Here is a 14,025-nt window from a genome sequence, read left to right as displayed (position 1 = left end):
GCTATGCTGAGCCCCATTCGCCTCCAGGAGATCATCCATGGCCACCGACTGGCTCGACCTGTCCGCTCCCCCCGCCCTCCCCGGCCTGTTCGCCCGCGCCGCCGTGCGCCGTGGTACACGCGGCAAGGCCCTGCCCGAACTGGGCGTGCGTTGCCAGGTGAGCGTCGACCCCGGCCACCTGGCGCGTTACCGCGCCGTCTGCGGCTTCAGCGACAAGGGCCTGCTGCCGGCGACTTATCCACACATCCTCGCCTTCCCGCTGCAGATGCGTCTGCTTACCGACCCGCGCTTCCCCTTCCCGCTGCTGGGGCTGGTGCACCTGGAAAACCGTATCCGCGTGTTTCGTGCGCTGGGCGGCCTTGGCCCCTTCACCGTCAGCGTGCAGCTGGATGATCTGCAGCCCCATGAAAAAGGCGTCACCTTCAGCCTGATCACCCGCCTGGAGGACCAGCTCGGCCTGGTCTGGGAAGGCGACAGCCGCATCCTCTTCCGTGGCCTGCGCCTGCCCGACCAGCCCGAACCGCGCGCCGCCATGGACACCTTGCCGCTGAACCATCTGGATCAATGGTATGCCTCCGGCGACATCGGCCGGCGCTACGCCCGCGTGGCCGGCGACTACAACCCCATCCACCTCTCGGCCATCAGCGCCCGGTTGTTCGGCTTCCCTCGCGCCATCGCCCACGGCCTGTGGAACAAGGCCCGCAGCCTCGCGGCGCTGGAAATTCACCTGCCCGCAGCCGGGTACGAGCTGGAGGTGCGCTTCCAGAAACCCGTGTTGCTGCCGGGCGAAGTCACCCTGCTGGCCAGCGCAGCGGCGCCGGCAGGCCAACTCGTCCTGCGTGGCAAGGGCGACACCCCGCACATGGCCGGGAGCTGGCGCCCCCTCGTCTGACCCTTGCGCCGGCGGGCGGCCGGCGGGACCATTAGCGGCTCCAAGGAGAGCGCAATGAACCTCGACGAACTCACCGACCGCCTGCACGCCATTCGCGACCGCAACGACTGGCGGCAATTCCACAGCCCGAAGAACCTGGCCATGGCTGCCAGCGTGGAAATGGCAGAGCTGGTGGAAATCTTCCAATGGCTGACCGAAGACCAGTCACGCCAACTGCCCCCCGAGAAACTCGCCCACGCCGGCCAGGAAGTGGGCGACATCATCCTCTACCTCCTGCTGCTCTGCGCCGAGCTGGGCCTGGACATGGACGCCGTGGTGCGCGCCAAGCTCGCCGACAGCGAAAGGCGCTTCACATGAGCGACCGACACTTCGATGAACTGGCGACACGCTTCGCCGAGAAGATCTACGGCGGCGCCAAGGGCGCCATCCGCCTCGCGGTGCTCCAGGCCGACCTGGCCGAAGTGCTGCCCGAGCGCCCATTGCGCGTGCTCGACGTCGGCGCCGGTCTCGGCCATATGTCCCTGTGGCTGGCCCAGCGTGGTCACCAGGTGACCCTGGCCGAACCCGCCGAACCCATGCTCGAAGGCGCTCGCCAGCGCTTCGACGAAGCCGGCCAGAACGCCACCTTCCTCCAGGCGCCCTGGCAGGAGCTGCTCGGCCAGCTCACCGAACCCTACGACCTGGTGCTGTGCCACGCCGTGCTGGAATGGCTCGCCGAACCCGAGGCCATCCTCCCGGTGCTGCACCAGCTCACCGCCAAGGATGGGTTGCTGTCGCTGGCCTTCTACAACAAGGACGCGCTGATCTACCGCAACCTGCTCAAGGGCCACTTCCGCAAACTGCGCAAACACAAGTTCGCCGGCGAAGGCCAGAGCCTGACCCCGCAGCAACCCCTTGACCCGCGCGACCTGGCCGCGCAACTCGAAGGCCACTGGCAGGTCGAAAAACAGAGCGGCGTGCGGGTGTTCCACGACTACATGCCCCAGGAGTTCCAGGCCAAGGCCGAACTGGTGGACCTGCTGGAAATGGAGCTGGCCTACCGGCGCCACCCCAGCTACCAAGGGCTCGGCCGTTACCTACACTGGATTTGCCGCCCGCTCTGAACGGAGGCCCGATGAAACTGCCCGCTCTGCTCACCCTGGCGCTGCTGCTTGGCGCCTGCCAGAGCCCCAACCCCTACACGGCCGATTCCCGCCCGCTGCCACCCGCGCCGCCGGGCGCCGCGACCACCTTCGACAGCAGCGCCTACCCCGCGCCGCCACGCGACTTCGGCCGCTACCGCAGCTGGACCTGGTTCGACGGCCAGCTCCCCGCGGGCAACAACTGGGCAACCCCCGAGCAGATGGCCGACATGGTCAACGCAGGCCTCGACCAGCACGGCCTGCGCCAGGCCCGCGATCCCGGCCAGGCCGATCTCAAGGTCAGCGCCCGCCTGCGCTACGAAAAGCGCCTGCGGCAGTACGACGACTACGCCGGCGCCTACTACGGCAGCGGCCCCTGGCACGACCAGTACGGCGCCTGGGCCACCGTCCCCATCGTCCGCACCTACGAGGAGCAGGTGGCCGTGGTCTACCTGGAGTTCTATGACGCCCACGACAATCAGCCGGTGTGGAGCGGCAGTGGTGAGGCCTACGCCAATGGCAGCCGTTCCGACAGCGTCAACGCTTTGCGCCAGGCGGTGAAGCAAGCACTGGACGACTATCCACCGAATTGAGACGCCGTCGCCCAACACCCCAAAATCCCCTTGCCGGCGGCCTGGCCTTGCGCTTCGATAGAGGTCCAGGCAGAGGAGATCCGATCATGATCCGCCGCACGCTAGTCCTGTCCGCAGCACTGCTCCTGGCCGCCTGCCAGAACTACAACCTCAACCGGGATTACGACAGCACGCGCGACTTCGGGGCCTATCACAGCTGGAGCTGGAAAGAGCCTGCCCTGCAGTACAGCCCTGACGACCCACGTATCAAGAGCGACCTCACCGAGCAACGCATCCGTGAAGCCGTCGGCCAGCAACTCGACCAGCGCGGCCTGCGCCCTGCCGCCGACGGCAAGGCCGACCTCACCGTCCAGTCCTGGTTGATCGTCGATGAGCGCCAGCAGCAGACCAGCTACAACTACGGTGGCGCCTGGGGCGGCTATTGGGGAGGTTACTGGGGCGGCCCGGCCTACACCGAAACCCGCATCTACAACTACAAGGTCGCCACCATCCAGGTGGACCTGTACGACGGCAAGGACGGCAAGCTGGTCTGGCGCGGCAGTGCCGAGCAGGTCATGACGAGCGCGCCGCCAAGCCCCGCCGAACGTGAAGCCGCCATTCGCGAGACGGTCGCCAAGGTGATCGCCCAATACCCACCGCACTGAGTCCCCCATGCCCGCTGCCTATCCCCAACTGCAACACCGCCCCGCCAGCGCCGAAGACCTCCACGAAATCGTCCGCTTCCCCCAGGATGCGGACGAACTCTTCTTCGCCTACCCCAAGGCCAGTTGGCCGCTCACCGTCGGCCAGCTCGCCGCCGCCATGGCCGAGCGCCGTGGCAGCACCGTCGCCCTGCTGGACGGCAAGGTCGCCGGCTTCGCCAACTTCTACCAATGGCAGAACGGCGAGTTCTGCGCCCTCGGCAACATGATGGTGGCCTTCTGGGCGCGCGGTCAGGGCGTGGCCCAATACCTGATCGAAGCGATGGAGCGCCAGGCCCGCGAGCAGTACAAGGCCAGGCTGATGAAAGTCTCCTGCTTCAATGCCAATGCCGGTGGCCTGCTGCTCTACACCCGCCTCGGCTACCAGCCCCGCACCATCGTCGAACGCCACGGCCCGGACGGCCGCCGCGTTGCCCTGGTGCAGATGGACAAGCCCCTCATGGACTGAGCCTCATGACCCACTGCGAAACCATGGGCCACAACCCCGGCTGAACCGGTCGGCACCTGCCGCCCCCACTCGCCTGCCTCTCACTAAACTTATCCACAAGGCACCGGCCAACGTCGATGCCGGGTGGGGAGCGGGAGGCTCCTCCTTGCGTGCCGGCCCCACCGGCTTATCGGGAGCGACAAGCCGGCGCCTGGCAGGAGGTGTCTCATGACCATGATCACCCAGCTGCAAAGCAGTCTGATGCAGCACAAGACCCGCTTCGACGTGCTCAACCACGCCGCCTCCATGACCACCCGCGAAGCCGCCCGCCGCGCGGGCATACCACCGCAGCAGATGGCCAAGCCCGTCATCCTCGACGACTTCCAGGGCCACTGGCTGATGGCCGTGATCCCCGCCTCGCGCCATGTCGACCTGGAAAAGGTCCACAAGCTCACCCACCGCCACTGGCGCCTGGTGCGCGAGCGTGACTTCGGCAAACGCTTCGGTGACTGCGATGTCGGCGCCATCCCCGCCGTGGGCAACCTCTTCGGCCTGGAAACCCTGGTCGACCAGTCCCTCACCGAACAGCCGGACATCTACTTCGAATCCGGCCGCCACGACGAACTCGTGCACATGAGCGGCAAGCACTACATGGCCCTGATTCCAGAAGCGAAAAGCGGGCGGTTCTGCGAGTAGCTGCGCCCTCACACAACGGCACTTCTGTAGGGGCGATTTCAATCGCCAGGCAGGCCAAAGGCCTGCGCCTTCAAGCCGTCCTCACGCACAAACCAAAAGGCTCCTTACCAGGAGCCTTTTCCAATGGCATGGCGCGTGCCTTACCGAATATCCCCACAGAAAATATCGAAACTGCCGTCCGCGGGCGTCGTGCGCAACACGAGGGAGTAATCACCCGCGCGAAGCGTCGAGAGGGGAACCGGTGCCGACTTCGACATTCGCCAGACATCACCCCGGAAGTGGCGGTCTGTCGTGAGCGTTCTGTTCAGCTCATAGGCCGGCGTGCCCCCAGGATACGCGCAGCTTCCCGGGTAGATGAAGGTGTAAAGGCGAACAGGCCTGGTCGTGTAGGAGGGTACACCGCTGATCACCAGCGAAATGCTCGTCTCATCGCCCCGCGGTACCAGCGTCGCCTGCGCGATGCGCCCGGCGTTCTTCGGCGTGGCGTTCAATCTGACTTCGAGCATCTCGTTGCTGGCGTCGCCTGCCGGGCTCGCGCATCCGCACAATCCGCAAGCGGCCATGATCAGTGCCAGGTATCTCGCTGCGTTCATCGCTGGCCTCCTGCAGTAAGAAGCGCCGTTGCGAGGGTCACCTATCCACTATAAGCGCGAGATTGGCAGCAGCCGTGCGTCTCTACCCAGTGGTCGAGAGGTCAAAAAATGCGAGCGGAAAGCCCCATAAACAGGGGCTTTCAGAGGCGGGGCCGGCGGGGTGAAGGTCGATACGGACTCAGGGCTTGTACTTACTCTGCGCCACGCACCACTTGCTGGCCGGGTCTTTCGAACGGGTGCAGGAGTTACGGAACACCACCTGCGCATGCTTCTGGCAGTCGCGGAACTGCGAGGAGCCCTTCTCGTTCTTGCTGCAGACGGAGTCCAGGGCGATTGCGCCGTTACGTTCCTGCCAGTTCAGGTAGTAGTTGTCGCTTTCTTTCTTGGCGGCAGGGGCGGCGGCAAACGAAACGCTTGCCATGAGTACCAGCACGCTACCCAGTGCGAATCGAATGGTCATATCAACTCCTGATAGTCGCTTGTGCGTAAGTGCACCTTCTAAGAGGCGCTTTTCCTGATGCGGTGTTGCCAGTGAAGCGGCGTTACTTGAACAACCAGGTGGAAAGCCAATCGCGCAGCCCCCTGCTCATTAAAGCAACTGCCGAATGAACTGCAGCGCATAGTGCTGAGCGCCCTTGGAAGCCGCAAGGGCTCAGGGCCAATCTGGGCTGACCGTCTGTCGAAACGTCCAGCTTATGAAGACAGTCCCCCTGCATGGCGCAGATCGTAACCCGGATGAAATCCGGGAGCGGCGATTGGACTTTCCCCGGATTTCATCCGGGCTACTAACGTGTAGGAGCGAGCTTGCTCGCGAAAGATCGTGCTCGGGCTGTTCGCGAGCAAGCTCGCTCCTACAGACACTCCGACTTCATCCTGTATATCAGGCATTTCGATCGTCACAGGCAGATCCAATGACTCATGAACACGCCCTAAGGACGTGGTTTCCCAGGTTCAAATGAAGAAGCCGAACAGGCACCACTGGGCTCTATCGACGCCCTGGAGCGCACCTTCAAGCGCATCAGCTGGCATCCTGAATCGGGCTCATAGAGATACGCCCACGAGCTCGATCTGCCGGGACTGCGCTCCTGAGCGTTGAAGTGCTATTCCCAACCTGGTCGTCTATATCGAGCGAGATGTGTGGCATGTGCTGCATGAGATGAGGGAGACCCCAGCGCGGATGCTGGGCAACGACAGAAAATAGACTCGTCCCCATTTCCCTCAGATTCGGGATTTCGACACGTCTTCGACACCTCGGCCAAGCCGGGGTCGGTGGATGCGCTGAAAGCCCCGTAACCCAGGACCTCCAGAGGGGCGAATTGGCGGAAGGCAGTGGGAGTCGAACCCACCCAGGAACGGCTGCCGTCCCCCACCGGGTTTGAAGCCCGGCCACGCCACCGGGCGTGCTTGCCTTCCATGTCGATCTACAAGGCTTTTTCCTTGCCGTCTTGCTCTGCAAGCGCGGAGGTGTCGAAGAACTGTCGAAAATCTATGGTCGGACCATACCGGAAAACATCCTGGAAGGAGTGGCCTGACGCAAGGCTAGCGTAGCGCAGAGTGCCCGGCCTCAACGGAGCATCTTGCCCGACATTTCAGTAATGATGATCGAATCGATGCAGCGCAGCGCTCTCATCTCCCCGGGGAATGCTTGCCTGACCTCGGGCTGCAACCTCGCAATCTCTTCGTTTTCACGTTGCACCTGGTCAATGAGTTCCTTGGCACCTTTGCGCACTGCTGTAGCCAGCTGGACAACCTGTGCTCTCGCCGTGGCCGGCTTGATCGCGAGTATCCCGGCCGCCTCGACAAGCAGGTCCAGGCTCATGCGCTCCAAGCGATCTTCACCCGCTATTGGCCAGGCCATGGTCACTGCGCCCGGCCAATGGTCCTTGTCGAAAGCCTTCGTGGTCCAGACGGCAGTACTCAGCAGGTCATAGAAAGGTGCCAGCTCCAGCCCCCGAGGGCTCATGAGGAAACTCAGGTTTTTCAGGTGTGCGTCGGTGTTGCCAACCAGAACGTTGAACGTCAGCCACTGGAAGAGTTGAAGCCTGGCTCTGGCTGGAATGCGGCACATCGCGCTCAACTCACGCAGGCGCTCGACGTTGCCCGCGTGGTACTTGGTCGATCTATCAAGGTTGAGGACCTGGCAGGCGTCCAGGCAGTGGAGCCTTGTCCACCCTGTGGTGGTGAGAGCCCGGTCGAACCGCTCGACCAGGTAGACCGGCATGGGAATGTACTTTCGGGTCACGGCCGGAACAGGCAGGCCCACCTTCCTGGCGAGTGTCATCACGAACCACTCGTTGATCACCGAATGGGCAAAGTCTCCACTCGGGTGATCCGGCTTGAGGATGTGTGTCGAGGGTTCGTTACCGCCTGGTTCCAGGAACCCACCCTCCTCAACGCGGAGTGCGACTTTGTGTTGCGCCCCGGCCAGCGACATCCTTTTGAAGGACTGCTCGGCCAAAGGGATTTGAGGCATTTTCTGAATGCGCTCGGCCATGGCATCAAAGGAGAGTGCTCGCAGTTCGCCTGGCTCGGGCACCAGGTCGGGGGGCAGCAAGGTGATGGACCCTGCCGACTCGGCGCCGAAGTGCTGCAGCATCCCGAATGCATCCTCGACACCAACGCCGGCACTTGAGGCAATGAGCTGGCGTTGCCCTTCCTCCGGGAGCAGGTTGTCGAAGAACCACTGAACCGGGCGGTCGCTTGCACCGTCAACGTAAGGCTCCGCCCTCAACGGCAAACTCGGGCTGATGGCATAGGCATCACGCTTATCCAACCAGGCCTGGGTGTAAGTGAAGGTCCATAAGCCGTTGCGCTCGGCCAGCACACCGACCTGGTCGAAGTTGATCCAGACGTACAGTTGCCGATCCATCAGCGAGCCTTGTCGTTCAGGGACGTTTCAATGGCATGCAGCAGACGGTTCAAATCATCTGAGCCGGGATTGCTCTTGCCGGGGTGGGGCACCGTCGCGGACTTGTTGAATGCGCGAACGATCTGAGCCCTTGCCTCCCCGGCAATCTCATCGGGAACCTCCACCGACACTTTCAGCCCCAGCTCTTGCATGACCTGGAACAGCAGGCCCCATTGCACGGTTTCGCCGCCGCGCTCGACCTTGCCGAGGAAGTTCTCGCTCACGCCAATAACGCCAGCGGCCACGTCTTGGCGCATATCCATGGCCTTTCGGCAGGCCCGAATGAGGTGGCCCAGGGCTTTAGGAGAATCGATTGGCACATTCACTGAAAAAATCCCCACGCTCATAAGGAAAACCGAGCGATGCTGAGCTGCACGAAATAATCCACATGATCGTGAGGATTGCTTCAATCAGAGTGCATAGCCACTCGGAATCCTCACGTACGCAAGGATTATAGTCACAGAACAGACCAAGCCGGAAAAACCTCACGAACGAGAGGACTCTTGGCACAGGGCTTTGCCCTTGCCTTCCTGCTCAGCAAGCCGCGAGGTGTTGAAGAGCTGGCGAAAATCCCTGGTGGGGCCGTATTCCAGAACATCCAGGAGGTGGCCTGGCACCCGGTGTGCAAACCCATGGTCATCGACAGTACGGGGTGCCTCGCTCTCAGTGAGCTGCGCGAAATTTCCGCGTGATCCTGAGGACATAAGCGAGTCACTCGTTGGCGCAATGCCGCCCGGCAAGCTGGTCGATCACGTAGCGGCCCCATTGGTCAGCCATCGCGTCGGCGATGCCCTGGTGAGTGCGGCAGAGGCTCTTCCAGCGTTCGGGGCCGGAGTTGGGCGCCATGTACAGCGCGGCCGGATCGCGCTCGCAAACGATGTGGGTGGGTTGCAGCTTCGGCAGGTTCTCCAGCCAGAAGTGGATATATCTGCGCTCGCCGTGGCCGAACATCCAGGGCTGGACAGTCTGGTCGGGCTTGCGGATCTGCGTGGAAATCACCGACGTGGGGCCCTTCAGGGCTTTGAAACGAATCGGGGCGGCCAGCAGAGTGCGGACGAAGTCGACCGCCCTGCCCTGCCTGCCGTCCGCGATTTTGGCGGCGAAGTAGCGGGCACCGGAGACGGCGAGATCAATGTACGGCGGGTGGGCGATCAGCAGGTCCCAGCCCAGGTCCAGCAGTTCGCAGACATCCCCCAGGACGTGTTCGCCTTCGGTTTCCGAGGGCAGAAGGTCGCAGCTCACCGCATGAAAACCGACACGGGTCAGGGCGTCGCGTACGCGGCCGGAGAATTCGCAGGCCACCAGGGCCCTGGGTTGGCGCTCAGACACGGCTCAGGGCTCCCTGCCGAACGGTTCGCAAATGGACACGGAGGGCGTGGGCGCGCCGCTGCCATACACAACGCGCCAATACTTCAGCGCGCGGCGCACGCGCCTGTGTTTCCCGCAGCACGAGGCCCGCGGGCAGACCCGGCGCCCAGCGGCCCTGGATATCCGTGCGGGGCGGCCGTGCTCGCAGGACATGGACCGGGAAAGAACGCACTTCGCCCGTTCGCATGGGCACCAGCAGACAGAGCAGACGCAATGCTCGGCGCGGGCGAGGCAGCGCCAGCATTCGACTGTGTCGATGGTTCATGCCCTTCGCTCCTTCTCCAGCAGCTGCTGCGTCAGGAGCGCCACGTTGACCATCACGTACTTCCCCACCTTGTGCGACGGGATATAGCCGTTGCGAATCCAGCCCCACACCACGTCGTGTTCATTGCTCATCCGTATCCAGTCGGCGAACTCGCGCCAGGGCATCACCGGCGGCGGGCTGAGCAGGTCCTTAAGCGAGAGGGTCGTTCCTTCCACATCCATGGCCTTTGTTGCACTATGTTGGTATTTACTCACATGTAACTAGAGTCAATCTGACTCAATCTATTTCGAGCATATTCAACTCAAGTCATTTTGACTAGAGTTTATTTAGATGAATCAGGAATGATCAAAGAGCGCGTTATAACCATCCTCTCCTGGTCGGATATCAGGCTGCCCAAGCTGGAGGAGATGACCGGCATCAGTCGCTACACCTGGAGCAACCTGAAGAATCCCTCCAAGTCTCGGGAGATCAAGGAAGAGGAGATCCTGGCCATTGCCAAGGTATTCCCGCAGTTCCGTTGGTGGCTTTTAACGGGTGAAGTGATGCCGGAGGCAGGCCAGATCAGTCCCGGCTATGAAGACGCTCAGCGCGAGACCTCATCTCAGAAAGGCGCGGAAAAGCGCTAGCCAAGAAGGCCGTAGGTTGCTGACTTCAAAGGAGTGAAGTGAAGAAATGAAAGCGGACTGGGATGACGCACCGAACTACCTGAAAGCATCGCGAGGGGCCGGCAATATCGGCAAATGGCTAATCGCCAGCCTGATCGGTACCAGCATCACCGCCGGCCTGCTCTACCTGGCAGGTGCCCGAATCCCCTTCCTGCAAAACTCCGCGCCGGTCGCAACGATCGAGCAGCCGCAGAACGACTACTCTCCCCTCCCTCCTTTCGAAGAACCGGACCCGAATCAGCCAACTGCTGAGGAAATGTTCTGGTCCAGCGTCAAGCAGCAAGAATCCGAGCGCAAAACCCAGATCAAGCAAACCGAATACAACGACCAGAACTACACACCACGCCAGCCTGACAACATCGTGAGCATGGAAGGCGTCAGGCAGTCATCCGCTTATCAACAACCCATCCAGCAGACAACCACACGCAGCAGAACCATCGAGAAGCATGGCGAGTGGATCGATAAATGGAGCGGCGGCGCCCGCTACTACGCCACCTGGACCATCGTGAACAACTACATCGACGGCAGCAGCGTATGTGGTAACCACAGGCGTGGTTCGATTGACTATCGGGAATGCCGAAAGGGTGCGAAGCAGTTCTTTAAAGATGAATGCCGTGCCTGGGGGGTGCGCTATCAAAGCGACAGAACACTACAAAGTGATGGTATGAAGGAGAGATATTGCTCAGCGGCAAGTAATTTTAGCCCTATGGGATAAGTAGCAAACTCAAACAAAAATCAGTTAAGTCGTAATTAAATATATCTACACAAGAAGCAAAAAAGCTAGGGCATAAGATAACAAAATGAACGCTGACGAAATTAGAGAGTCATTCCTTTCAAACCAGAAATTTCTTGAGGAAATGGCCGAAAAAGAATACAGGCGCTATGCGAAAATGGCGTTCCGAAAGAAAATAAGAGCGGCATTTTTAATAGCAACCGCAGGGATAGCCTCTTATCTTGCCTTTTACCATTACTTCATAAATCCAATAGACGAAAGCTCCCCGCTACTGGCCACCATCAAACGAACCATACTAACTCCTCAATACATACTCATTCCTCTCGGCCTAACTATTATAGCCATCATAGTTCGCCAATTTTTCAACTACCTACAACCAGAAACACTAACTTCTTCAAGCTCTAGTAGAATAGATGAAAGCTCTCTCAGGGACCTTCTGCGACGCCATGAAGCAAAAATATACAGACTGGACGCTAAATACGACACGATAATTCAGAAGCTTCAGAGCGGCGGATCCGCTGGCGAGATTTTTAGCTAGGATGAGAAAGAAGAAATCCTTAAGGAGCTTTCTACTCGCCTAGAGAGCAACACCTTTGAAGAATATTTCAACAAGCTTACCGCATCCATCAAGGACAGCAGCAAATTCAAGCAACGAGACGAATTATTTCAGAGAACAATCTCAAGACTAGAAGTTGAAATTAAAAGCCAGTCAAAAAGAGGCAATATAAATCTAGGCCTTGGAATATTAACGACCGTTACGGGAGTTAGCATTCTTGGTTACTCAGTTTTTGATGCCCCAACGCTTACCACCGAAATTGAAATAGCAGCTCACTTCCTACCGAGACTTTCACTAGTCCTGGTTATAGAAGTTTTTGCATACTTTTTCTTGCGATTATACAAGCAGGGCCTTGATGAAATTAAATATTTTCAGAATGAGATGACTAACATAGAAAGCAAATACCTAGCACTCTATGTAGCTTCAGAAAGCGCAGTTCACGAAGGCGTACTAAATACGATCAACCTCCTCGCCTCAACTGAAAGAAATTTCATTCTTGAGAAAGACCAATCAACAGCCCACATTGAGCTAAAGAAGATTGAATCAACTGACAATGGACTAATTCTTGATAAAATATCCAACATCCTACCAAACCTGGTTAGAAGAACCTAAAGCTGTCATCTTCGGGATGTCAAAAGCTAATATTTGGTAAGAGGGGCCGACTAGGCCCCTCCAGTAATAGAACTTCAGGAACAGAACGCGAACATTAATATATTGGTGAGTTTTTCCTTACTATTATCAGTAAGCACCACATCACCATCAAGATATTTTCTCACTCTCTTCCACGAGTTGTACGGCTTGTCTTTAGAACTTGCTATTTCATCTGCCGCCGAATCCCAAAGAACATGCTCAAATGTATCCGAGACAACATAAACGTTCTTGGAATTAGCAACACTAGCAATTTTGGCATTTGCCTTAAATGGATGGATTGCCGGTTTATCCGCAAGTTCCCCATCAGAAAGACCATGACGATCCTCATCGTGAATAACTCGATAATCGATACCCAAAGCATTCAAAACCTTGCAAATAGCTGGAATAGTCCACTTTCCTCCAGCGGATATTATCGTAGTATCCTTTACAAGATCAGAAGTCAGATCTAGCTTACCTAGAAGCTCTTCAACCATGGAGAAAACAGCAACTTCTGTGTCTCCTTCCACCAAAACAACTCTCTTCGCAAAAAGGCTTTCACAAACGGTAGGATGAAAGTCCAACGTCGCCCGCAACAAAGACCGCTCATCATATTCGCCCCCTTCTTCAAAAATATTAGAGGCAAGCTGGTGAATAATCCTCTTATTCTCTGCATTCTTCCGAATCAATTTCAATGATTCAGGCTTATCAGCAAGCGAAATTAGAAACGGAGAATGCGTGGAGCAAATAACTTGCCATTTTGGGGACCCCGTCTTGCTCACCAATGCAGACTTGAGCCTACGCATCAAATGTGGGTGTATATAAAGCTCCGGCTCTTCATACAGTACAACCACTGACCGTTCGCCACCTTCAACAATTGAGGCGTGTCCTGCAGTGCTTTCGAGCATAGCAAATGCTAACGCCCGCTGGACGCCGCTTCCTTGATATTGAAGACTTGACTCAAACTCTTCATCGATGAGCAAAGTAGCAGCCTTCATGAATAGAGGCTCAATGTCGACTTCGCCGATGGCCAGCCGAACCTTCGAGTCAAAATCCAAGACCTCATTCAGTGTTGCACTTACTTGCTCAAGCGCCTCGCCAAGCCCTTCTATTACCTCTTCACCACCAGCTTTAGACTTAAGCTTTTTCTGAAGATATCCCGCTTTTTCTACATACTCTTTGTATGAGGCATCACTCTTAACAATCGGAAATAGCTTATTGGAGAAAAGAAATGAAAATGGAGTATTTGCCGTAGTCTTAAGCTCGTCTTCTATCTTGAAGCAAGCAGGAACATACATAACATGAGGAACTGCTTGCTGAAGAGAATTAGCAAATTTTTTAACGTGCCAATCGGTTCGTGCATTGACGAGACCTGGATATCTATCCTTAAACATTCCTTCTAATTCTGCACTTTTTGCCTTGAATTCGGCAGCATTTGTTATTCCAAGAGCCTCCATACACTCTTGTGCCTCTGCTATTTTTCTAGCTTCTGTAATCCCTGACCATGGGACTTCATCTATGGTGCAGTAAACACTATAATCAGACGACGGTTGCTCAGACTCAATTTCCCATGTCCCAGCTAGCTTGACAATAAGCTTATCTTCATGCAGCAGCCCTGAAATAGCTGGCTTGTTTCTCTCCCAGTCCTCGAGCTCCCCGAACTCAACCACAATCTCCATGGATTCTTGAGAGGGCTTTTTGTTAGGCCAATCATCAACCGTAGGCTTCTTATTATCCAAAACAATATTAAGCGCATGCAGTATTGTGGATTTACCAATATTGTTCGGACCTATAAAACTAGTGAAGTTCTCGATATCTATCTCAGCAGAGGATATGCCTCGGAAGTTGTTTATATATAGTTTTCTGACTTTCACGATCAG

18 protein-coding genes and 1 tRNA gene are annotated in these 14,025 nt (G+C 57.9%); 10 read left to right on the top strand and 9 right to left on the bottom strand.

Features of this window, described 5'->3' with window-relative positions; translation table 11 throughout:
• The first annotated feature begins 37 nt into the window (after window positions 1–37).
• From G559_RS0124565 to G559_RS0124535, 7 genes are all read left to right on the top strand, one after another.
• Entirely contained in the window at window positions 38–892 is an 855-nt protein-coding gene (locus G559_RS0124565; protein ID WP_028630769.1) for a MaoC family dehydratase, read from the top strand.
• A 54-nt stretch (window positions 893–946) separates the two neighbouring features.
• The gene (locus G559_RS0124560) at window positions 947–1,249 is read left to right on the top strand and encodes a MazG-like family protein (protein WP_028630768.1); all 303 of its coding nucleotides are present in this window, start codon (window positions 947–949) and stop codon (window positions 1,247–1,249) included.
• The gene (locus G559_RS0124555) at window positions 1,246–1,995 is read left to right on the top strand and encodes a methyltransferase domain-containing protein (RefSeq protein ID WP_028630767.1); all 750 of its coding nucleotides are present in this window, start codon (window positions 1,246–1,248) and stop codon (window positions 1,993–1,995) included. Before G559_RS0124560 ends, G559_RS0124555 begins: the two co-directional genes overlap by 4 nt.
• A gap of 11 nt (window positions 1,996–2,006) precedes the next feature.
• The gene (locus tag G559_RS0124550; RefSeq protein WP_028630766.1) at window positions 2,007–2,606 is read left to right on the top strand and encodes a DUF4136 domain-containing protein; all 600 of its coding nucleotides are present in this window, start codon (window positions 2,007–2,009) and stop codon (window positions 2,604–2,606) included.
• 86 nt (window positions 2,607–2,692) lie between these two features.
• Window positions 2,693–3,250: a DUF4136 domain-containing protein gene (locus G559_RS0124545; RefSeq protein WP_028630765.1), complete on the top strand. Its 558-nt coding sequence runs from the start codon at window positions 2,693–2,695 to the stop codon at window positions 3,248–3,250.
• 7 nt (window positions 3,251–3,257) lie between these two features.
• The gene (locus tag G559_RS0124540) at window positions 3,258–3,755 is read left to right on the top strand and encodes a GNAT family N-acetyltransferase (RefSeq protein WP_028630764.1); all 498 of its coding nucleotides are present in this window, start codon (window positions 3,258–3,260) and stop codon (window positions 3,753–3,755) included.
• Window positions 3,756–3,962: 207 nt separating this feature from the next.
• Window positions 3,963–4,430 carry an aminoacyl-tRNA deacylase gene (locus tag G559_RS0124535; RefSeq protein WP_028630763.1) on the top strand — a complete coding sequence of 156 codons (468 nt, stop codon included), beginning with the start codon at window positions 3,963–3,965 and terminating at the stop codon, window positions 4,428–4,430.
• Between the two features lie 140 nt (window positions 4,431–4,570).
• On the opposite strand, the gene G559_RS0124530 is transcribed toward G559_RS0124535, so the two are convergent.
• The 8 genes from G559_RS0124530 to G559_RS0124490 all read right to left on the bottom strand — a co-directional run bounded on the left by G559_RS0124530 (window position 4,571) and on the right by G559_RS0124490 (window position 9,785).
• The gene (locus G559_RS0124530) at window positions 4,571–5,023 is read right to left on the bottom strand and encodes a hypothetical protein (protein WP_028630762.1); all 453 of its coding nucleotides are present in this window, start codon (window positions 5,021–5,023) and stop codon (window positions 4,571–4,573) included.
• Between the two features lie 178 nt (window positions 5,024–5,201).
• Window positions 5,202–5,483 carry a hypothetical protein gene (locus G559_RS0124525; protein ID WP_028630761.1) on the bottom strand — a complete coding sequence of 94 codons (282 nt, stop codon included), beginning with the start codon at window positions 5,481–5,483 and terminating at the stop codon, window positions 5,202–5,204.
• A gap of 857 nt (window positions 5,484–6,340) precedes the next feature.
• Window positions 6,341–6,436: transfer RNA gene (locus G559_RS0124520), tRNA-Sec, on the bottom strand.
• A gap of 151 nt (window positions 6,437–6,587) precedes the next feature.
• On the bottom strand, window positions 6,588–7,892 hold the full coding sequence (locus G559_RS0124515) for a HipA domain-containing protein (RefSeq protein WP_028630760.1): 1,305 nt from the start codon (window positions 7,890–7,892) through the stop codon (window positions 6,588–6,590).
• Window positions 7,892–8,278: a helix-turn-helix domain-containing protein gene (locus G559_RS30130; RefSeq protein ID WP_081668156.1), complete on the bottom strand. Its 387-nt coding sequence runs from the start codon at window positions 8,276–8,278 to the stop codon at window positions 7,892–7,894. The genes G559_RS0124515 and G559_RS30130 overlap by 1 nt, the downstream gene beginning before the upstream one ends.
• 364 nt (window positions 8,279–8,642) lie before the next feature.
• Window positions 8,643–9,260 carry a hypothetical protein gene (locus tag G559_RS0124500; protein ID WP_028630758.1) on the bottom strand — a complete coding sequence of 206 codons (618 nt, stop codon included), beginning with the start codon at window positions 9,258–9,260 and terminating at the stop codon, window positions 8,643–8,645.
• Between the two features lie 3 nt (window positions 9,261–9,263).
• Window positions 9,264–9,557: a lysogeny maintenance protein PflM gene (gene pflM, locus G559_RS30635; RefSeq protein WP_162144834.1), complete on the bottom strand. Its 294-nt coding sequence runs from the start codon at window positions 9,555–9,557 to the stop codon at window positions 9,264–9,266.
• 3 nt (window positions 9,558–9,560) lie between these two features.
• Window positions 9,561–9,785 carry a hypothetical protein gene (locus G559_RS0124490; protein ID WP_028630757.1) on the bottom strand — a complete coding sequence of 75 codons (225 nt, stop codon included), beginning with the start codon at window positions 9,783–9,785 and terminating at the stop codon, window positions 9,561–9,563.
• 120 nt (window positions 9,786–9,905) lie between these two features.
• Here G559_RS0124490 and G559_RS0124485 point away from each other — a divergent pair, with 120 nt between their 5' ends.
• From G559_RS0124485 to G559_RS30525, 3 genes are all read left to right on the top strand, one after another.
• A complete protein-coding gene (locus G559_RS0124485) occupies window positions 9,906–10,190 on the top strand; it encodes a hypothetical protein (RefSeq protein WP_028630756.1) in 285 nt (94 codons plus the stop codon).
• 46 nt (window positions 10,191–10,236) lie between these two features.
• Complete coding sequence (locus tag G559_RS0124480) at window positions 10,237–10,944, top strand: hypothetical protein (RefSeq protein WP_028630755.1); 708 nt, start codon at window positions 10,237–10,239, stop codon at window positions 10,942–10,944.
• 85 nt (window positions 10,945–11,029) lie between these two features.
• Window positions 11,030–11,500, top strand: coding sequence for a hypothetical protein (locus G559_RS30525; RefSeq protein ID WP_155945755.1), 471 nt, complete (start codon window positions 11,030–11,032; stop codon window positions 11,498–11,500).
• Between the two features lie 704 nt (window positions 11,501–12,204).
• Here G559_RS30525 and G559_RS30125 read toward each other — a convergent pair.
• The gene (locus tag G559_RS30125) at window positions 12,205–14,019 is read right to left on the bottom strand and encodes an ATP-dependent nuclease (RefSeq protein ID WP_081668155.1); all 1,815 of its coding nucleotides are present in this window, start codon (window positions 14,017–14,019) and stop codon (window positions 12,205–12,207) included.
• Window positions 14,020–14,025 lie beyond the last annotated feature (6 nt).

The organism is Metapseudomonas resinovorans DSM 21078, assembly GCF_000423545.1.
Classification (GTDB): domain Bacteria; phylum Pseudomonadota; class Gammaproteobacteria; order Pseudomonadales; family Pseudomonadaceae; genus Metapseudomonas; species Metapseudomonas resinovorans.
The sequence above is the reverse complement of the archived record's forward strand: the minus strand, read 5'-3'. Positions and strand labels throughout refer to the sequence as shown.